17 protein-coding genes and 1 pseudogene are annotated in these 18,583 nt (G+C 73.3%); 9 read left to right on the top strand and 9 right to left on the bottom strand.

What is annotated here, in order from left to right; all coding sequences use genetic code 11:
* Positions 1-18: 18 nt before the first annotated feature.
* Together HF577_RS02660 and HF577_RS02655 are read left to right on the top strand one after the other, a co-directional pair.
* Positions 19-741 (top strand): annotated as a pseudogene (locus HF577_RS02660) (cytochrome c oxidase assembly protein); the annotation flags it as partial.
* A 64-nt stretch (positions 742-805) separates the two neighbouring features.
* Positions 806-1,162, top strand: coding sequence for a hypothetical protein (locus HF577_RS02655; protein WP_169394083.1), 357 nt, complete (start codon positions 806-808; stop codon positions 1,160-1,162).
* 8 nt (positions 1,163-1,170) lie between these two features.
* Here the strand turns inward: HF577_RS02655 and HF577_RS02650 are convergent, their stop codons facing one another.
* The 7 genes from HF577_RS02650 to HF577_RS37305 form a co-directional block, all read right to left on the bottom strand.
* The gene (locus HF577_RS02650; protein WP_169394082.1) at positions 1,171-2,538 is read right to left on the bottom strand and encodes an MFS transporter; all 1,368 of its coding nucleotides are present in this window, start codon (positions 2,536-2,538) and stop codon (positions 1,171-1,173) included.
* Positions 2,535-3,218, bottom strand: a complete 684-nt coding sequence (locus tag HF577_RS02645) for a serine hydrolase (protein ID WP_246265568.1) — start codon at positions 3,216-3,218, stop codon at positions 2,535-2,537. The genes HF577_RS02650 and HF577_RS02645 overlap by 4 nt, the downstream gene beginning before the upstream one ends.
* On the bottom strand, positions 3,107-3,709 hold the full coding sequence (locus tag HF577_RS37865) for a hypothetical protein (RefSeq protein WP_246265614.1): 603 nt from the start codon (positions 3,707-3,709) through the stop codon (positions 3,107-3,109). Before HF577_RS37865 ends, HF577_RS02645 begins: the two co-directional genes overlap by 112 nt.
* 34 nt (positions 3,710-3,743) lie before the next feature.
* Positions 3,744-4,451, bottom strand: coding sequence for an MmgE/PrpD family protein (locus HF577_RS02640; RefSeq protein ID WP_169394080.1), 708 nt, complete (start codon positions 4,449-4,451; stop codon positions 3,744-3,746).
* A complete protein-coding gene (locus tag HF577_RS02635) occupies positions 4,448-5,827 on the bottom strand; it encodes an MmgE/PrpD family protein (protein WP_169394079.1) in 1,380 nt (459 codons plus the stop codon). Before HF577_RS02635 ends, HF577_RS02640 begins: the two co-directional genes overlap by 4 nt.
* A 111-nt stretch (positions 5,828-5,938) precedes the next feature.
* Complete coding sequence (locus HF577_RS02630) at positions 5,939-6,865, bottom strand: LysR family transcriptional regulator (RefSeq protein ID WP_169394078.1); 927 nt, start codon at positions 6,863-6,865, stop codon at positions 5,939-5,941.
* Positions 6,866-6,990: 125 nt separating this feature from the next.
* Positions 6,991-7,386: a hypothetical protein gene (locus tag HF577_RS37305; RefSeq protein WP_211173705.1), complete on the bottom strand. Its 396-nt coding sequence runs from the start codon at positions 7,384-7,386 to the stop codon at positions 6,991-6,993.
* 301 nt (positions 7,387-7,687) lie between these two features.
* On the opposite strand from HF577_RS37305, the gene HF577_RS02620 reads away from it, so the two are divergent.
* From HF577_RS02620 to HF577_RS02600, 5 genes are all read left to right on the top strand, one after another.
* The gene (locus HF577_RS02620) at positions 7,688-8,014 is read left to right on the top strand and encodes an AMP-binding protein (protein WP_211173704.1); all 327 of its coding nucleotides are present in this window, start codon (positions 7,688-7,690) and stop codon (positions 8,012-8,014) included.
* 247 nt (positions 8,015-8,261) lie between these two features.
* Positions 8,262-9,101, top strand: a complete 840-nt coding sequence (locus HF577_RS02615; protein ID WP_169394076.1) for an oxidoreductase — start codon at positions 8,262-8,264, stop codon at positions 9,099-9,101.
* A 111-nt stretch (positions 9,102-9,212) separates the two neighbouring features.
* The gene (gene trpC, locus HF577_RS02610; RefSeq protein WP_169394161.1) at positions 9,213-9,995 is read left to right on the top strand and encodes an indole-3-glycerol phosphate synthase TrpC; all 783 of its coding nucleotides are present in this window, start codon (positions 9,213-9,215) and stop codon (positions 9,993-9,995) included.
* Entirely contained in the window at positions 9,982-11,499 is a 1,518-nt protein-coding gene (locus tag HF577_RS02605) for a xylulokinase (protein WP_312858907.1), read from the top strand. Before trpC ends, HF577_RS02605 begins: the two co-directional genes overlap by 14 nt.
* 46 nt (positions 11,500-11,545) lie before the next feature.
* Positions 11,546-12,058: a MarR family winged helix-turn-helix transcriptional regulator gene (locus tag HF577_RS02600; protein WP_169394075.1), complete on the top strand. Its 513-nt coding sequence runs from the start codon at positions 11,546-11,548 to the stop codon at positions 12,056-12,058.
* Between the two features lie 205 nt (positions 12,059-12,263).
* On the opposite strand, the gene HF577_RS02595 is transcribed toward HF577_RS02600, so the two are convergent.
* The gene (locus HF577_RS02595; RefSeq protein ID WP_169394074.1) at positions 12,264-14,123 is read right to left on the bottom strand and encodes a chloride channel protein; all 1,860 of its coding nucleotides are present in this window, start codon (positions 14,121-14,123) and stop codon (positions 12,264-12,266) included.
* Positions 14,124-14,284: 161 nt separating this feature from the next.
* Here HF577_RS02595 and HF577_RS02590 point away from each other — a divergent pair, with 161 nt between their 5' ends.
* The gene (locus HF577_RS02590; RefSeq protein WP_169394073.1) at positions 14,285-14,443 is read left to right on the top strand and encodes a hypothetical protein; all 159 of its coding nucleotides are present in this window, start codon (positions 14,285-14,287) and stop codon (positions 14,441-14,443) included.
* A gap of 53 nt (positions 14,444-14,496) precedes the next feature.
* Here HF577_RS02590 and HF577_RS02585 read toward each other — a convergent pair whose 3' ends face one another.
* Positions 14,497-15,057: a hypothetical protein gene (locus HF577_RS02585; protein ID WP_312858906.1), complete on the bottom strand. Its 561-nt coding sequence runs from the start codon at positions 15,055-15,057 to the stop codon at positions 14,497-14,499.
* Positions 15,058-15,232: 175 nt separating this feature from the next.
* Between HF577_RS02585 and HF577_RS02580 the strand changes: the two genes are divergently transcribed.
* Complete coding sequence (locus HF577_RS02580) at positions 15,233-18,568, top strand: SpoIIE family protein phosphatase (protein WP_169394072.1); 3,336 nt, start codon at positions 15,233-15,235, stop codon at positions 18,566-18,568.
* The last annotated feature ends 15 nt before the right edge of the window (positions 18,569-18,583 follow it).

The raw sequence follows: 18,583 nt of genomic DNA, 5'->3' as shown, positions 1-18,583 counted from the left end.
CACGACCGTCGGGCTGGGCGGCGCGGCAGGCAGTGGCCGGTCGGCCGGACCGTGCTGTTCCTGATCGGGGTGGCCGTCGCGACGGCCCCGCTGGCCGGCCCGCTCGCGGACCGGGCGGCCACCGACTTCCGTTTCCACATGGTCGGGCACGTGCTGTCGGGTATGGCGGCCCCGCTGCTGATCGTGTCGGCCGCGCCGGTGACACTGGCGTTGCGGGCCCTCCCGGCAGAGTGGGCGCGCACGCTCACGCGGCTGCTCCGGTCCCGCCCGTTCGTGGTGCTGACCCACCCCGTCGTCGCGGCGACGCTCTCGGTCGGGGGCCTGTACGTGCTCTACCGGACCGGTCTGTACGAGGCGAGCATGCAGCAGCCGCTCCTGCACCTGGTCGTGCACGCGCACGTGCTGCTCGCCGGCCTCCTGGTCACCTTCTCGCTCGTCGGCCCGGACCCTGCCCCCCACCGGGCCGGGCTCGCCGTCCGGGCCGCGGTGCTCGTGCTCGCCGTCGCGGCGCACAACGTTCTCGCCAAGCTCGTGTACGCCGACCCTCCCGCGGGTGTCGCTGCTGATCAGGCGATGACCGCGGCCCAGGTCATGTACTACGCGGGGGCTCCGATCGAGATCGCTCTCTTCGTCCTGCTCGGCCGGGAATGGCTGGCCAGGGACGGCCGGGAGCGCTCCCGGGGGTGCGGGCATCCGGCGCAGACTGCTGCTCTGGATGAACCAGTCGGCGACAGACAGTAACGCCACGGGCACAGCAACGGAAAGACCAGATGCACCCGTCGTTCCTGCCTGGAGGCCTAGCTTCATGACCCCGCGCATCACCGCCGACAACCCCACGGGCGTCACCTGTTTCGACCACGCGTCGATCGCCCAGCTCCCCGAGTACGTCGAGGCGAGCAGGGCACTCGACGCGCTGGAGCGGGCGATCCGCCGTGAGGACGGCGCACTGGGGCAGGAGCGGTGGCTCGACCTGGTGGGTGCGATGGCTGCTGCTCTGCCCTATGCCGACGCCTGTGTGGAGTGCTGCGGGCAGCTTCCGACGCCCGCGCCGCACGCTGCCGTGGTGGCCGAGGGGCGGCTCCACGGCGACTACCGGTGCCCGCGCTGCGGGTCGACATGGACCCGGGGGCACGTGCTCGACCTGCCGGGCCTGTCCGAGTAGCGCCGGGCTCAGGTCGCCGTGGCCGGGTGGGCGGGCCCGGCAGGCAGCCGGGCGTCGGTGTCGCCGTAGGCCTCGATGCGGCGCTTGGTGGGCGCCAGCAGCAGGACCGAGACCGTGATCATCGCGCCGCAGGCCCCGATGAAGACGAAGACCGGCACGTAACCGAACGAGAGATAGATCTGCCCCACGACCAGGGGCCCCAGCGCGTTCAGCACCCGGCCGACGCCGTAGCAGAACCCGGTGCCCGTGGCGCGGACGTCGATCGGGAACAGCCGGGGCGTGTAGGAGTACATCAGCGCCACCAGCGTCTGGTTCAGCGCCGCGACGAGGATGCCGAACACGATGATCGCCGCGGGCTGGAAGGTCAGGCCGTAGGCGAGGCCGCAGGCCGCGAACACGAGGCCGAACAGGGCCACCGGTCCGCGCAGGCCGAAGCGGTCGGCGACCGGCCAGGCCAGCAGCGCGCCGGGCACCGCGCCGAGTGTGGTGAAGGCCGAGTACCCGACGCTGGCGGTGACGGTGAACCCGTGGTCCTGCAGGAGGGTCGGCGCGAAGGAGGCGAACCCGTAGTAGCTGAGGGTGAGGAACGTCCACACCAGCATCAGCATGATCGTCCGCCTGGCGAGCGCTCCCCGGAACAGGGCGCGCACGCTCGCCCGGCCGGTGGGTCCGGCCGGCTCCGGTTCGACCACCGGAGCCAGGGTGTGCCGCCGCCCCACCTCGGTCTCGATCGCCTCGACCACCCGCTCCGCCTCGGCGGCGCGCCCGTGCGCGAGCAACCACGGAGGCGACTCCGGCAGCCGCGTGATCAGCAGGAACGGCAGCAGCCCGAGCCCGCCGAAGACGAACACCAGCCGCCAGGCGTCCGGGCCGAGACCGATGACCCCGCGGGCGAAGAACGACATCGCCGGGATGCCCAGCAGGCCGACGGCGAGCGTGATCGACTGGAGCCTGCCGCGCTGCGCGGCCGGTGCCAGCTCGGCCAGGTAGGTGATCGCGATGACCGTCATCGCCCCCAGCCCGATGCCGGTGGCGATCCGCGTCAGGAACAGCGTGGCAGCGTCGAACGCGGCCGCGTTCAGCAGCGAGAAGACCGAGAACCACGCCACGGAGACCTGCAGCGACCGGCGACGGCCGAACCGTTCGGCCAGCCGTCCCCCGACCGCGGCGCCGAGGAACATCCCGAAGAACCCGGCGGAGGTGATGACCGAGACCTCGCGGACGCTGATGCCGAGGGAGCTACGCAGAGCGGGCGCGGCGTAGGCGAAGGTGTTGATGTCGGCGAGCTCGAAGGCGAAGCAGAGGGCCAGCACGCCGGCCACCCGACGCTGGTAGCCCGACCACGGAAGCCGGTCGAGCCTCGCTGTCACGGTCATCGGGACACCTCGCAGAGGGGCAGCGCGGTGAGCACCGCGGTGATCAGGGCGCCGTGGTCCGGGGTGGGTTCGAGACCGGTCCGGGCGATCACGAGGTCGTGCTCCGGCAGGACGAACACCGCCTGTCCCAGGCTGCCGAGCGCGTAGGACATCTCGCGGGGCGCGGCGGGGACGTGCCCGTCACGGTTGAGCCACACCGAGGCGCCGTAGGGGTGACGCAGGGCCGACGGCCCTTCGGTGGGTCCTGCGCAGGAGGCGTCCGACTCGGTGAGCATCGTGTCGATCCACGCCTCGGGCAGCACCCGTCTCCCGCCGAGCTCTCCGCGGCCGAGCAGCAGCGCGCCGATCCGCGCCAGGTCACCCGGCGTCGTGTACCAGGCCCCGCACAGCAGCGGGACCCCCTCGGCGTCGGTCTCCAGCACGGAGTGCCGCAGCCCGAGCGCGGGCAGCACGGTGGCGCTGAGGACGGCGTGCACGTCGGCACCGACGGTCTCGCGCAGGGCGAGCGACACCGCGAGGTGGTCGATGCTCTTGTAGGAGAACGTCTTCCCCGCCGACCACGCGCTGCCTACGCCGGACACCATCGCGGCCACGGAGACCGGCCGGAAGTACGGCGCGAAGTAGTCGTCGGCGTCGGTGAGCATCTCGTCCGACCCGTCCTCCCGGCGCCCCGTCGACAGACCGCTCTGCAGCCCCAGCAGGTCGAGCAGGCGGATGTCCGCCCGGGAGGGGCGCCGGTGGTCGTGAGATGGGCCCGCACCCCGTCGTGGAGCGGCGCGTGGCGCGGGTCCGGGCGGAAGCCGTCGCCGTGCGGCCACTCCCGCGGGCTCAGGTCACCGGCCCACAGCGGGCGGCCGGGAAGGTCGTGCCTGCGGTCCTCGACGAGCGCCGCTCCCTTGTCCCCGGAGGCGACCGCACGCCTGCTGCTGCCGTCCGGGAGCGTGCCGACCACCGCCCCCCGCCGGTGGTCGACGTCGAACGAGATCTCGGCCGGGTCGAGGACACCCCCGGCGAACGTGGTGCACAGCACGGTCAGGTCGTGGTCGAGGACGTCAGGAGCGGCGCGTCCCGACACGAACAGCGCCGAGCACAGCTCCTTGGTGCAGAGGCCGAGGGCGTTTCGCCGTCGCTGTGCGACCCCGTCGACGCTCACCCGCCGTCCCTCCGTCATCGTGTGGAACCTCGTCGTCCCCGGCAGGCGGGGCTCAGCCCGGGCTGCTCCACGCCGCACCCAACCGGGCGTCCGCCGCCGTTCCGTTGCGTTCCGCCGCAGCGGGCGGGACGGACATCAGCGCGAAGAGGCCGCGGCGGCCCTCGAGCGGCTGGGCGGCGGAGGTGAACCCGTTGCGGCTCAGCAACGCGGCCTCCACCGCGTTGCTCGCGGCCTTCCCGATCTGCAGCGGACCGGTGTCGGTGTCGGCTGCGGCGGCGAGGCCCGCTGCCTGCGTCGCACAGAGACCGATCAGGTGGTGGACGTGTCCCACGTCCAGCCCGAGTGCCCGGCCCGCCGCGGCCGCGGCGCCGATGGCCCCTGCCGTGCACTGCACGGACCAGCCGGCCTCGGTGTGCGCGACGCCGAGATCCGCGCGGACCCGGTCGGCGACCTCGTAGCCGATGGCGACGGCCTCGATGGCCCCGCCGTCGTCGACGGCCAGCGCGTTGGCCGCGGCACACACCGCGACCCACGCCGGTCGCCCGTCGACGGCCGCCGCGGCGGTGCCGTCGATCCACGCGCTCCAGAGCAGGCTGCCCGGACGCACCGCGACCTGCTTCAGTGTTGCGACCAGCGGGGTGTCGGCGCCGCGGCGGGCAGCGCGGCGGAACCGGCCGAGCTCCACGAGGGCCCGGTCGAGCGCCGTGGGCGGCGGGGTGGTGTCCCGGACGAAGTCCACGACCTCGGAGGTGGTGATCAACGGTTCGCCTCTCCTTCAGTGGTGCTGGTCGGCCGGATCGCGGCCACCAGCTCGTCGAACCCCGGGGCGTCGGCCAGCGCCTCGACGGCAGCGCTGATCCGGCGTGCTGCTCCCGGCCCGAGAACCGGTCCGGCGAGCCGGTCGACCTTGTCGAAGAGCTCGTCGTCGGTCAGTGGCCGGTCGAGGCTTCCCCGGGCATGGGGGATGTGGACGGTGACCGCATCGCGACCGGCACGCTCGATCCGGATCGTCGCTTCGTCGCGCGCGCAGTCGGCGGTGGGGAGCAGGGTGATGAGGCCGCGTAGCCGCTCCACGTCGGGAGCCACGGCACGGTCGTCGCCGAACTGCACCAGTCCGACCTGGCCGTCGAGCAGGCCGACGGCGGCGGCGTGGTAGGCGCTGAAGCGGGCCTGCAACCCGTCGCGTGGCTGCCGGTGCCCCATCAGCTCCGGCACCAGCGGGTGGCAGGTGATCTCCACCGACTCGATCGCGGCGGGGTCGTCCATCTGGCCGGACGCCGCCACGGCCGCGTCGATCGTCGGGTGCGCCACGATCCCGCACGGGTAGGGCTTGAAGGCGTTGCGCTCCAGCTCCCAGTCCCGTTCGAAGCTGCCGCCGAGCTCGCGGCGGTCGACGACGTCGGCGAACACCGGGAGCACTCCCCCGTCGCCGAGGGGGTCGTCGATCCCGCGCACGCCGGCGGCGGCCAGCCGGGCGGCCAGCACGCCGTTGACGGCCGCCTTGCCCGGGTGGAAGGGCTTGGTCATGGAGCCGAACCCCTCCCGGTGCCCGAGAACCATCGTCGACACGATCGCGAGCGCGTGCTCCATCTGCTCGGCGGTCAGCCCCAGCAGCAGCGACGCGGCCACGGCAGTGCCGAAGACGCCACAGGTGCCGGTGATGTGCCAGCCCCGGTCGTAGTGGCTGGGGGACACGGCGTTCCCGATGCGCAGCTGCGACTCGCAGCCCAGCGCGAACGCGGTGAGGTAGCGCTCCCCGTCCACCTCGAGCTCCGGTGCCAGCGACAGCAGCGTCGCGAGGACCGCGGCGCCGGGGTGGATCACCGTGGCGAGGTGGGTGTCGTCGAAGTCGTCGAGATGGGCCGCGGTGCCCGCGAGCAGCGCACCCCAGTACCAGTCCACGGTCTCGGCCCGGCCGACGACGGCCACCGCCCCCGCGCCGTCCTGCTCCCGGGCCGTGGCCAGCAGCACGTCGATCGCCGGGGTCCGGGCCGCGCCGACGGCGGTGCCGAGAACGTTCAGCAAGCTGCGCCGGGCCGCCCGGGCGACCCGAGGCGGCAACGGCGTCGCACCCGCGGTCAGGAGTTGTGCACAGAACTCCGATGTCGGCGTACCGACGGTCACTGCGGGAGACATGCGGCCGACGCTAGGAACGGTGGGACCGGGGAACAACGCCATCCCCGGCCGGAACCGTTGCACTCAGCGCAATGGACGGTCAGGGACAGCCCGGGTACTACCTCCTCACAGTCAGCGCAGTGGCCCGGGAGGCCGGCGACCGTGCTCCCGCGCGATGCGGGCGAGCGCGCCGACGCTCGCGTGCAGCGCCGTCGCCCGCTGGTAGGCGAGGAAGACGGTGCGTTCGACCGAAGCGGGATCGTGGATCCGGAGCCGGGCGACCTGGGGGTGGTGGTGGTCGTTCATCCCCGCGGGCACCACCGAGACGCCGATCCCGGCCCCCACCATCGACTCGACGACGAACAGGTCGCTGCCCTGGATCGTGATCCGGGGCACGAACCCCGCCCGGGCACACGCGTTGATCATGTGGGTGCGGCTGCTGGCCCCGATCTCCATCGCGATGAACATCCGGTCGCGCACCTCGTGCAACGACACCTCGGTCCGCTCGGCGAGCGGATCGCCGACCGGGACCGCCAGGAGCAGCGACTCGGTGAAGAGCGGCTCCACCACGATGTCGGTCTCCGTCGGTGAGATCGAGGTGAACCCGACGTCGGCGTCGCCCCGCAGCAGCGCCGACACCACGTCCGTCGCCGAGCTCTGCCGGCAGAGGAACCGCAGGCCGGCCTGTTGCTGCAGGAGCTCGGCCAGCACCCGGGGGACGAAGCCGAGCCCGAGGGAGTAGGTGTGCGCGATCCGCAGGAGCCGCTGCGGTTGCCCGGACTCGGCCCGCGTGGTGTCCACGGCCTCCAGACGGGCCCGCAGCACCGCGTGCGCCTCCCGGACGAGCACGTGTCCCGCGTTCAGCATCCGGACCTGACGGCCCGCCTGCTCGATCAGCGCGACGCCGAGCTTCTGCTCGAGGCCGCGGACGCCGCGTTGGACGGTGGCGACACTGACACCCAGGTCCGCGGCCGTACGCCCGAAGTGCTCCCGTTCGGCGAAGCTCAGGAACATCTCCAGATCCGCGAAGGTGATCTCGCTGATGCGCGACTCGTCCACCGTCGAAGTATCGGACTCCGCCACGAGATTCTCGATGTCCGCGCCGCGGTCGGGTTCGAGGGCGGTGCCCCGCCACGAACGCTTCGTCCCCTCTCGCCATAGACCACGAGAGGGGACGGGCGCGCCTAGTGCGTCGTCACGGTGAGGTTCCCGGAGGTGTCGTTCTTCACGGCCAGGAAGACACCCGCGAAGTTGCGGTCGAACTCGTTGTTCCCCACGTTGCACTGGTCGGTCTCGGCCAGCGAGCCGCCGGCATGCAGCTCGATGTTCCCCGCGACCGTGCAGTTGACAACCACGTGGGTCTTCTTGCCGAGAATGAACGTGGGAATCTGCGTCTGCGTTTCCCCGGGAGCAAGACTGAACGGGCCGGCCAGCGCCGCGGAAGCGGCATCCGGGTGAGCGGCGGCAGCGGGCGCGGCCGACGCCGTCCCGGGGACGGCCCCGCCGAGAGTCAGCGCCAGCGCAACTGCGGAACCGGCGACTCCGGCACCCAGAATCCGTCGAACCGAGAAACGATGCATATCATTCCCTCTCATTTACTCCGGTGGATCCACCGCGTTCCGGTCGGGCGATGTACTGACAACACGAGCCTTTCTCGGGGCCGGTTCACAGGCCGGACATGACGAAGGTCATATAGCTGTTTCCGCTATTTTCATGCCTTCTGCCGCCCCAGCCGACCGGGCTGAATAGATAACGGCGGGGCACGCACCCCGTCCGCAGCAGTGCGCATTATCGAGACAAGGCCTGTTTGAACCTTTCCTCGCCAACCCCCTGGTAGCGTCGTCGGACAGCAGGCGGGTTCGAAGCAGAGGGGCGGGTCGAGTGGCCCGACTGGCCGCCGTCCTGCGCGGGCTCGGCGTTCAGCCCGAGGACCGCGTCGCCACCCTCTCCGCCGATTCGGACACCTACCACGAGCTCATGCTCGCCGCCCGCTGGGCGGGCGCCGCCGTCGTTCCCGTCAACACCCGATGGGCCGTTTCCGGCGGCACCCATGTGTTCCCGTCCCGCTTCGACGCCGCGGCGATGGCCCGGGCGGTCGAGCGGCGCCGCGTCACCGATGTGGTGCTCGTGCCCACGATGCTCCAGATGCTCGTCGACTCCCCCGAGGCCGCACGAGCGGACATGTCGAGCCTGCGCCGCGTGCTGTAGGTCCCGCGCGGCGTCTCCGGCCAGATCGTCGCCCGCGGGGGCAGCCAGATGCTCGGCCACTGGGAGCGCCTCGCCGGCTACAAGGTTCCCCGCAGCGCCGAGTTCGTCGACTCCTTGCCACCGTCCGGGCCGGGAACGCCCCGTCTCCTGACCGGCGCACCGCGCCCACGCCCCTTGCCGGGTCACGACCGTCTCGCTAAACTGAACTGATCGTTCAGTTCATTATCGGTGGCCCTGAGGAGGACCGATGAGTGTGTGGTTCGTGACCGGAGCCTCCAAGGGCTTCGGCGCCCACATCGTCCGGGAGGCGCTGGCCCGCGGGCACCAGGCCGTCGCGACCGCCCGCAACCCGCAGACGGTGCACGACGCCTTCCCCGACGCCGGTGACGCGCTGCTGGTCGCGCCCCTGGACGTCACCGACCAGGAGCAGGCCCGGTCGGCGGCCGAGGCCGCGGTGGAGCGGTTCGGTCGCATCGACGTGCTGGTCAACAACGCCGGCCGGGGGCTGCTCGGCGCCGTCGAGGAGGCCGGCGACGAGGAGGTCCGGGCCGTCTTCGACACCAACGTGTTCGGGCTGCTCGCCGTCACGCGTGCGGTACTGCCGATCATGCGGCGGCAGCGCTCCGGGCGGGTGTTCAACCTCAGCTCCGTCGGCGGCATCGCCGTCGGCCAGGGCTGGGGCATCTACGGGGGCACCAAGTACGCGGTCGAGGGCATCTCCGAGGCGATGCGCCGGGAGCTGGCTCCGCTCGGGGTGCAGGTCACGATCGTCGAGCCGGGGACGTTCCGCACCGACTTCCTCGACGGCAGCAGCCTGCACATCGCCCGGACCGTGATCGACGACTACGCCGACACCGCGGGGCAGGTCCGCGAGTCGACGGACTCCCGCAACCACCAGCAGGTGGGCGACCCGGCCAAGGCCGCCACGGTGATCGTGGACGTCGCAGAGGCGCCCGAGCAACCCGTCCGGCTCCAGCTCGGCGCCGACTGCGTGGAGCGGGTGGAGGCGCGGCTCGACGCGATCCGTACCGAGCTCGACACCTGGCGCGAGGTCGCACTCTCCACCGCCTTCGAGCCAAGCCGGTAAACCGCGCGTTCCGGCAATTCCACGCTGTGACGAAACCCGCTCACTGCCCGCTCATGGGATCACTACTCTGGATTGACACGTCGTGGAGAATCCGCGCGGGAGGGGTGAATGGTGAGCGTTCTTGACGGGATTGTCGACGGTGTCCTGGAAGATCTCGGACAGCGCCAGCAGCAGGTGTCGCTGGCCGACCTGAAAGCACGTGTCTCGGATGTGGCACCTGCCCTGGATCCCGTGCCCTCGTTCCGTTCGCCGGCCGTTTCCATCATCGCCGAGGTGAAGCGCAGCAGCCCGAGCAAGGGCGCGCTCGCCGACATTCCGGACCCGGCGTCCCTCGCCGCCGAGTACGCCGCCGGTGGCGCGTCGGCGATCAGCGTGCTCACCGAACGACGGCGGTTCGGCGGCTCGCTCGACGACCTGGCAGGCGTACGGGCGGCGGTCGACATCCCGGTGCTGCGGAAGGACTTCATCGTCACCCCCTACCAGCTGTGGGAGGCGCGGGCCTGGGGCGCCGACCTCGCCCTGCTCATGGTGGTCTCGCTCCCGGGCGGCCTGCTCGAGGACCTGCTGGGGGTGGCTCTCGAGCTGGGGCTCACCCCGCTGGTCGAGGTGCACACCGAGGAGGAGCTCGCACGGGCCGCGCAGGTCGGCGCCGAGGTCATCGGGATCAACGCCCGCGACCTCACCACGCTGGCGGTGGACCGCGGGGTGTTCGCCAAGCTGGCGCCACTCGTGCCCGATGGAGCGGTGCGCGTGGCCGAGTCGGGCGTCGCCGAGGCGGCCCACGTCGCCGAGTACCGCAGCTGGGGAGCCGACGTCGTGCTGGTCGGCGAGGCGCTGGTGCGCTCCGGCGACCCGCGCTCCGCCGTCGGCGAGTTCATCAGTGCGGCCGGCTGACCTGCTCTCACCGGGCACCGGTGCCGGGGACGTGATCCTCGGTATCGACATCGGCACCACCTCGGTCAAGGTCGCCGCGTTCACCCCCACCGGCGCGGTGCTCGGGCAGCACCGGGTCGGCAGCACGATCTCCCGGCCCCGGCCGGGATGGGCCGAGCAGGACCCCGTGGACTGGTGGAACCACTGCATCCGCGGGATCGACGCCGTGGTGGCCGGGCTGCCGGCGGAGCACGCGGTCCGCTCGATCGGGATCGTGAGCCAGGTCAACACCCACGTCGTCGTCGACGAGAACCTGCAACCACTCACGCCCGCCATCATCTGGCAGGACCAGCGCTGCAGCGCGATCGCCGCCGGGCTCGACGCGCGGTTCACCCCCGAGGAGAAGGTCCGGCTCTGGGGCGCGCCCATCACGCTCGACGCGTCGTTCACCGCGGCCCGGGCCCTCTGGTTCGCCCGGGAGGCTCCCCGGGAGTGGGCCCGGACCCGGTGGATCCTCAGCCCGAAGGACTTCGTCGCGGCGAGGCTCACCGGACAGGTCCGCACCGACGGCCGGGCCGCGGTGCGGCTCGCCGACCGCACCGGAACCCGCTACCTGCCCGAGGCGGTCGACCTCGTCGACGGGCTGGAGCAGCGCCTCCCGCCCATCGCCGATCCCACCGCCCCGCTGGGTGAGGTGACCGATCCCGGACCGGGGGTCGGGCCCGCGGTCGTGGTCGTCGGGACGAGCGACACCTTCGGCGACGTCTACGGCACTGGGACCACCCGGCCCGGCCGGGCCATGATCACGGTGGGCACGTCGCTGGTGGCCGCAGGTGCGTCGACGCGGGCCGTCCCCACCCGGGGGATCGCCACGTTCCCACCCCGGGGCGGGATCTTCGTCCACGCCGGGCCGACCCAGGCGGCAGGCGATGCGTTGCGCTGGTGGAGCGAGGCCTGCGGCCTCCCCGTCGACGCGGTGGCGGCACAGGCCGCGGCGGCGTCGGCCGGGTCGTCCGGGGTGGTCTTCACCCCGCACCTGATGGGCGAGCGGGCCCCGCTGTGGGATGCCGAGGTCCGGGGCAGCTTCCTCGGGCTGGGCTCGGCCACGACCCGCGAGGAGATGTCACGCGCCGTCCTCGAAGGCGTCGCGATGTCGGCACGCCAGGTGCTGACCGGGGTGGAGGAGGCGTGCGACATGCCCCTGGAGCAGGTCGTGCTCGCCGGGGGCGGAGCGCGCAGCGACCTGTGGGTCCAGATCCACGCCGACGTGCTCGGCCGGCCCGTCCGGCGGCTGCGCGTGCACGACACCGCGGTTCTGGGCGCCGCCCTGCTCGGCGCGGTGGGCGCCGGGATCCACCCCGACATCGAGACCGCGGCCGACGCCGTGGCCGGGACCGACCGGGTCGTCGAGCCGGTCCCGGCGAGCTCGCAGCGGTTGGGCCCGCTGTACGAGGTCTACACGGCCTCCCACCGGGCGCTCGCCGAGATCCACGCAGCGCTCGGCGCCTGGCGCGCGGCAGGGTGACCACGAGGATCCGGCGGCCCTGGGCCGCCGGGGCACACTGACGTGCATGGCGCGAGGGACGACGAAGGGACCGGGTGTGCAGGCCGACGAGGTCGAGGCCGCGATGGCCGCGACCCGCGTCCTCGTCGCGTTGAGCGCGCGGTCGATCGCCGGCCTCGACGGCCGGATCACGCTCCCGCAGTTCCGGGTGCTGGTGATGGTGGCCAGCACCGGGCCGGTGAACCTCGGTGCGGTGGCGCGGGCGCTCGGCGTGCACCCCTCGAACGCCACGCGCGCCTGTGACCGCCTGGTCACCGCCGGGCTGCTCGACCGCCGCGACGACCCGGACGACCGGCGCAACCTCGCGCTCGAGCTCACCGACGCCGGCCGCGAGCTCGTCGACCGGGTGATGGACGACCGGCGGGCCGCGATCGCCGAGATCCTCGGGCGGATGCCGGGAGAGCAGCGGCGGGCGCTGGCCCCCGTGCTGGCGTCGTTCGCCGCCGCGGGCGGCGAGGTGCCCGCGGCCGACGTGTGGGCGCTGGGCTGGACGACCTCGGCCGACGCGCCGGAGGAGTGACCGCGCCGCTCGCAGCCGCGCGGCCCCGCGAGTCGCCCGTTCCACGCCCACGAGTCGCCCGTTCCGCACGCGCGAGTCGCCCGTTTCCTGCTGCGGGCGGCCAGGATGACAGCGTCGTGGTCACATGTCGCTGTTCCAGGGCGGCCTGATGCCGCGACATGTGTCCATGACGCGGCAGAGGCGCCAGGGTGGCGTCAGGGTCGGGTCAGACCACGACGTCCCGGGCCCGGCGGCCCCGCAGTCGCAACGGGCGCTCCCGGTGGTGCTCCTCGGCGAAGTCGCGCAACCTGCCGTCGAGGAGTTGCTCGACGGTGACCAGGCCGAGTAGCCGGTCCGGGTCGTCACGGGCGACGACGGGTGCGGCGCTCACGGCCGCGGCGGCGAACCGGGAGGCGACCGTGCGGAGGGTGTCGTCGGCGCGCACGATCACCGGGTCACCGATGGTCACCTCGCCCACCGTGCACGCGCCCGGCTCCGGTGCGACCAGCGCCTGCCGGGGCGCGACGCCCACGAGCCGGCCCTCGTCGTCGAGCACGGGGAACAGCCGCTGCAGCGGGAAGCGCCGGGCCGCCGGCTGGTCGGGCGGGGTGCGGCGCGGGACCACGGCGTCCAGCACCGCGGCGGTGATCGGCAGCGGGTCGGACCGGTGCAGCGTGACCGGACGCAGGTGCATCACCTCGTCGGTGAACAGGACCTCCAGCGGATCGACGTCGTACTCGCGGGACACGTGGTAGCCACGGCGGGCGATCCGCTCGGTCAGCACCGAGCGGCGCAGGACCAGCGCCGACACGAGGTACGCGGACGCGGACGCGATCAGCAGCGGCAGCAGCGCGGGCCAGGCCCGGGTGAGCTCGAGGGCGAACACCACACCGGTCAACGGGCTCCGCATCACGCCACCCACGACGGCGGCCAGTCCGATCACCGCCCACAGCCCGGGTGCCGAGGTGGGGAAGACGTGGCCCTCCAGCGCGCCGATCGCCGCCCCGATCATGAAGATCGGGGCCAGCACGCCGCCCGACGTGCCCGAGCCCAGTGACAGCCCCCAGATCAGGGCCTTGACCGTGAGCACGCCGATGATGAGCGTCAGCGTCGCCCGGCCCGTGAGCAGCTCGTCGATCACGTCGTAGCCGACACCGAGCGCCCGGGGCTGGATCAGGCCGCCGATCCCGATCACGAGGCCACCGATCGCCGGCCACCACATCCAGTGGATCGGCAGCCGTCCGAACGCGTCCTCGGACAGGTAGACCAGCGCCGTCAGCACCACCGCCAGCAGGCCGCCGATCACCCCGGCCACGACGGACAGCAGGTCGACGACGGGCGTCGCCACCATGCCGGAGGCGGTGACCGGGAAGATCGGACCGGCCCCCAGCAGCGGGGCCCTGACGATCGTCGCCACCGCGACGGCGGTCACGACGGGCACGAAGCTGCGGGGCCGCCACTCGAACAGCAGCAGCTCCACGGCCAGGAGCACCGACGCCAGCGGCGCGTTGAACGTCGCGGCCATTCCTGCGGCCGCACCCGAGACCATCAGGGCCTTGCGCTCGTCAGCGGACAGGTGCAGGTGCTGGGCGACGATCGAGCCGATGGCCCCGCCGGTCATGATGATCGGGCCCTCGGCGCCGAACGGGCCGCCGCTGCCGATGCTCACAGCGGCGGACACGGGCTTCAGCACCGCGACGCGCGGCGCCACCCGGCTGCGGCGCAGCACGATGGCCTCGATCGCCTCCGGCATGCCGTGCCCGCGGATCTTCTCCGACCCGAACCGGGCCATCAGGCCGATCACCAGGCCGCCGACCACCGGAGCGGTGAGGATCAGCCACGCCGGGTGCGGCACGGCTCCCGGCGCCACGAGGTCCGTCTCGACGCGTCCGTAGAAGACGAGGTTCGTGATCAGCCCGATGAGCCGCAGGAGCAGCCACGCCGCGACCGCGCCGAGCGCGCCGACGGGCACCGCCCAGGCGACCGTCACCAGCACCCGCCGGGTCAGGGTGAAGTCACCGAGATGCGCCGGTCTCCCCCGCGTGCCCGCAGTGCCGTCCTGCCCCGCTCCGACGCCGTGCTCCATGGACCCATGGAGCCATCACCTCGGCGGTTGCGCAATCATTGCGTTAGCACAATCACTGCACAGCCCCGCTTTTCTCGGGATTCGCGCACCGGGCGGCCGGGTACGGCTCTTGTCATGCAGGCGCCCAGTAACGGCACCTCGGGCGCACAAAGGAGTTCCTCATGGGCCTCGTCATCGGACTTCTCATCCTCTGGGTGATCGTCGTCATTGTCGGATTCATCGTGAAGTCGCTGTTCTGGCTCGCCATCGTGGGAATCGTCCTTTTCGTGGCCACCGCCGGTTTCGGTGCTCTGCGTCGGCGCAGCGGGTCGGTGCACTGAGCTGACCCCCGCCATCCGGCCGCCGGCCGCTCGGTCAGGGCCCACAGCGGACGTCAGTGCAGGAACAGCTTCAGGCTCACGGTGGCGAGGCCGAGCACCCCGCTCAGGGCTGCCCACCCCAGTGCCCCGCCGCCGGTGGCACCCGCCCGCCGGGCCGCGAGGTACCCGAGTGCGACGAGCAGCAGGGTCGACATGCCGAGTGACGCGACCACCGCCACCGTCAGCCGCGCGGTGATCAGATAGGTCACGACGAGGACCACGAGGGGCAGGTAGGCCGCCTCGACCATGGGCCAGCCCTCACGCACCACGCGGGCGATCGCGGCCCGGGTCTCCTTCCACCCCGTCCGCCGGCCCCGGACGCCGGCGGCGAGCAGGTGGGCGTACCGCTCGGCCACCCAGTACACGAGCAGGGTGACCAGGACCGTCACGAGGATCTCGCCCAGCGACCCGTGCAGGCTCGCCGCCACCATCACGGCGGCGCCGACCACCGTGCCGTGGATGGCGTTCGCGAGCTCCTGCTCGTCCTCCCACCGGTCACGGTGCAGCTCGGCGGCCCGCACGATCCACGCGGCGGAGGGCGCGTGCGCCCGCAGGTCGTCGTGATCGTCCGACACCGCGCCACCTCCCTCGCTCCGGCACTCCCGGTGGCGATTCCGGTAACCGTGGCGATTCCGGTAGGGCCCCCGCATCCCCCGCACGGCATGAGCCGCGGCGGTGACGTGCCGGACACGGGGGTGGGGGACCTCGCTTCACAGAGCGCGATGCCGCCCGGCCGGTACGATCCCGCCGGTGGACCAGGTGGGGCGGCCGCTCGCGTCGCGCGACCGCTTCCTCGCCGAGCTGGAGCGGGCTCTGCAGCCGCTGCAGGACCCCGACGAGGTCATGGCGACGGTCGCGCAGCTCCTCGGCGAGCACATGCAGGTCGACCGCAGCGCCTACGCCGAGGCCGAGGCCGACGAGGACCACTTCACGATGACCGGCAGCTACGCCCGCGGGCTGCCCGAGCTGACCGGCCGGATGGCGATGTCGGACTTCAGCGCCGACACGCTCCGCTGCATGCGTGAGGGTGTCCCGTACGTCCTGGCCGACGCGGAGACCGATCCGCGCGTGCTGCCCGAGCAGCGCGGCATCTACCACCGCACGGGCATCGTGGCGGTGATCTGCGTCCCGCTGCACAAGGCGGGCCGGTTCGTCGCCGCGATGGCGGTGCACCAGCGGACCCCCCGGGTGTGGACGGCAGCCGAGATCGACCTGGTCACCACGGTCGCCGGGCGGTGCTGGGAGTCGTTGCAGCGCGCACACGCCATCGCGGCGGTGCGGGAGAGCGAGGAACAGTTCCGGCTCCTCGTCGAGCGGGCCACCGACGCGATCTGGCTCGCCGACGGCGACCGCCGCTACCTCGACGTCAACCCGGCGGCCTGCGCGCTGCTGGGCTACTCCCGCGAGGAGCACCTGATGCTGGGGGCCGAGGACATCGTGCGGCCCGAGGACATCCCCCGGCTGAACCGGCTGCTCACGGCGCTGGCCGACGGCGCGTCCGTCACCGAGGTGTGGGAGCTGCGCCGTCGTGACGGCAGCACCGTGCCGGTCGAGCTGAGCATGCGCTCCGCCGGGCACGGCCGTGTGCAGGCCATCGGCCGCGACATCACGCAGCGACGGCGCGCCGAGGCCGAACGGGAGCGGCTGTTGCGGCGCGAGCAGGAGGCCAACCGGCAGCTGCAGCTGCTCCAGCAGGCCACCGCCGCCCTGTCCGCCGCCGCGACCCCCGCGCAGGTCGGCGTGGCCACCGTCGACCAGCTCCGACGGTTGCTGGGCGCCCGCTCGGTGGCGGTGTGGAGGCGGGGCGAGGCGGGCGACCTGCAGGCCCTTGCCGTGGAGGGCTGGCCCACCGAGATCGTCCGGACCTGGAGCGAGCTGCCTCCCGACGCCGCGGATCCGGTCACCGGAGCCGCCGCCGGCCGCTCGGTCTGGCTGGACACGGACGACTCCTGGGCAGGCCACGACCCGCACCTGCGGAAGGAACTGGCGCGCCACGGCATCGACGGGCTGGTGTGCCTACCGCTGCTCGCCGCCGGACGGTCGCTGGGTGTGGTGGCCATGGCGCTGCCCGCGCAGCACCCGCTCGGTGCCACGGAGCGGGCCAGCGCCGAGTCCCTCGTCGAGCAGTGCGCCCAGGCCCTGCACCGTGCCGGCCTGCTGCAGGCCGAGCGGGTGGCCCGCAGAGCCGCCGAGGAGCTCAGCGACATCGTCGCCGCCCTGTCGGGGGCCACCACCCCCGCCGAGGTCGCCGATGTGGTGCTCGACCACGCCGCCGGGCTCGGAGCGGAGTCCGCGGTCCTGATGCTGCGGGAAGGGCCGCGCCTGGAGCCGATCGCCGCGCGGGGGCCTGCCGCGGTCGCGTTGCGGCCGGTCACCCTGGACGCCACCGATCCACTGGCCGCGGCCGTTCGCAGCGCCCGGGCGGTGTGGAGCGGCTCCCCGGTCGCGGTGCCGCTGCTGCTGTCGAACCGGGTGGTCGGTGTGGTCGGCATGTGGCTCGCCGCGGAGGAGGGCGCCACCCCGGAGCTGGGCGCGGACCAGCGTGGCCCCGTGCTCACCGTGGCCGGGCAGTGCGCGCAGGCGCTCGACCGCGCCCGCCTGCACCAGGCCGAGCACGAGGTGGCCGACGTCCTGCAGCGCAGTCTGCTCCCCCGCGAGCTGCCCGCGCTGGCCCGGCTCGCCGCCGCGGCGCACTACACACCCGCGGCCGAGCACGCACTGTCCGGCGGGGACTGGTACGACCTGCTCCCCCTCGGTGGCACGCGCGTCGCGCTGGTCGTCGGCGACGTCGTGGGGCACGGCCCGGGTGCGGCCGCCGTCATGGGACAGCTGCGCAGCGCACTGGCCACCCACCTGCTCGACGGGTGCTCCCCCGCCGCCGCCCTCGAACGGCTCGACCGGTTCGCCGCCAGGCTCCGCGGGGCGACCGGCAGCACGTGCGCCTGCCTCACGTTCGACTGGTCCACCCGCGAGCTGCGCTGGGCCATGGCCGGGCACCCGCCGGTACTGCTCGTCGACGGCGACGACGCGAGGTTCCTCGACGGCGGCGCCGGTGCGGTGCTGGGTCTGCGCGGACGCCCGCCCTACCAGGAGGCCGCCACCACCGTCGCGCCCGGATCGTCGGTGATCCTCTACACCGACGGACTCGTCGAGCGCCGCCACGAGGTGGTGGACAAGGGGCTCGACCGCCTCCTGCACGTCGCCGCGCAGCTCGGTCACCTCGGCCCCGACGGCCTGGCCGCGGGGCTGGTCGAGACCGTGCTCGACGAGGCGGGGCCCGCCGACGACGTGGCACTGCTCGTCGTGCGCGCCGTCCCCGCCCCACTGCGCGGACGGCTGCCCGCGGCCGCCACCAGCATGAGCCCGCTCCGGAGAGAGGTGAGCGACTGGGCGGCCGCCGCCGGACTGCCCGAGGAGAGCACCGAGGACCTCGAACTGGCCGTCGGTGAGGCCGCCGCCAACGCCGCCGAGCACGCCTACCCGGACGGCGGCGGCGAGTTCGACTACTCACTCACCCGCACCGACGACGGTGCCGTCGACGTGCGGGTGCGCGACCACGGCCGCTGGCGCCCCGTCCCGACCGACAACGGGCACCGTGGGCACGGGCTACGGGTCATCGGCGAGCTCGTCGACGGGTTCGTGATCGACCGCGGTCCCGACGGCACCGAGGCGCGCTTCCGGCTCCCTGCTGCCGCGCCTGCGCCCGACGGCCGGCCCGGCGGCACCGCGGCGCGGAGCCGCTCCCGGACCCGGGCTCCCGTCGGGGCGAGCGTCGAGCATCGGCAGGGGCCCGCCGGGGAGCGGGTGCTCGCCGTCCACGGCGACCTGGACCTGGCCGGCCGCGACATCGTCGGTCCCGCCCTGCTCACCTCCGCCGGGATCGGCGGCCCGCTCGTCGTCGACCTCACCGGTGTCGGCTACCTCAGCAGCGCCGGGGTCGCGCTGCTCGCCGAGGCACATGCCGCTGCCGGCCCCGGGTTGTCGATCCTCCTGACCCCCGGTTCGGCAGCTGCCCGGGTGCTGCTGCTCACCGGGCTGGCCACCGAACTCCCCGTGAGCGGCCCGGACGGCACCGCGCTGCGGTAGCGGCCCGCGCCTCCC

The sequence above is a fragment of the Pseudonocardia xinjiangensis genome (assembly GCF_012911925.1).
In the GTDB taxonomy this organism is placed as follows: domain Bacteria; phylum Actinomycetota; class Actinomycetes; order Mycobacteriales; family Pseudonocardiaceae; genus Pseudonocardia; species Pseudonocardia xinjiangensis.
Note: the sequence above shows the minus strand (reverse complement) of the source record. Positions and strands in the feature narration are given on the sequence as shown.

Bases quoted from the DNA above. Each gene is read 5' to 3' on its own strand.
- HF577_RS02650 (WP_169394082.1), bottom strand. From the start codon at position 2,538: ATGACCGTGACAGCGAGGCTCGACCGGCTTCCGTGGTCGGGCTACCAG.
- HF577_RS02600 (WP_169394075.1), top strand. From the start codon at position 11,546: ATGGCGCGAGGGACGACGAAGGGACCGGGTGTGCAGGCCGACGAGGTC.
- HF577_RS02635 (WP_169394079.1), bottom strand. From the start codon at position 5,827: ATGTCTCCCGCAGTGACCGTCGGTACGCCGACATCGGAGTTCTGTGCA.
- HF577_RS02590 (WP_169394073.1), top strand. From the start codon at position 14,285: ATGGGCCTCGTCATCGGACTTCTCATCCTCTGGGTGATCGTCGTCATT.
- HF577_RS37305 (WP_211173705.1), bottom strand. From the start codon at position 7,386: ATGCATCGTTTCTCGGTTCGACGGATTCTGGGTGCCGGAGTCGCCGGT.
- HF577_RS02615 (WP_169394076.1), top strand. From the start codon at position 8,262: ATGAGTGTGTGGTTCGTGACCGGAGCCTCCAAGGGCTTCGGCGCCCAC.
- HF577_RS02655 (WP_169394083.1), top strand. From the start codon at position 806: ATGACCCCGCGCATCACCGCCGACAACCCCACGGGCGTCACCTGTTTC.
- HF577_RS37865 (WP_246265614.1), bottom strand. From the start codon at position 3,709: ATGACGGAGGGACGGCGGGTGAGCGTCGACGGGGTCGCACAGCGACGG.
- HF577_RS02595 (WP_169394074.1), bottom strand. From the start codon at position 14,123: ATGGAGCACGGCGTCGGAGCGGGGCAGGACGGCACTGCGGGCACGCGG.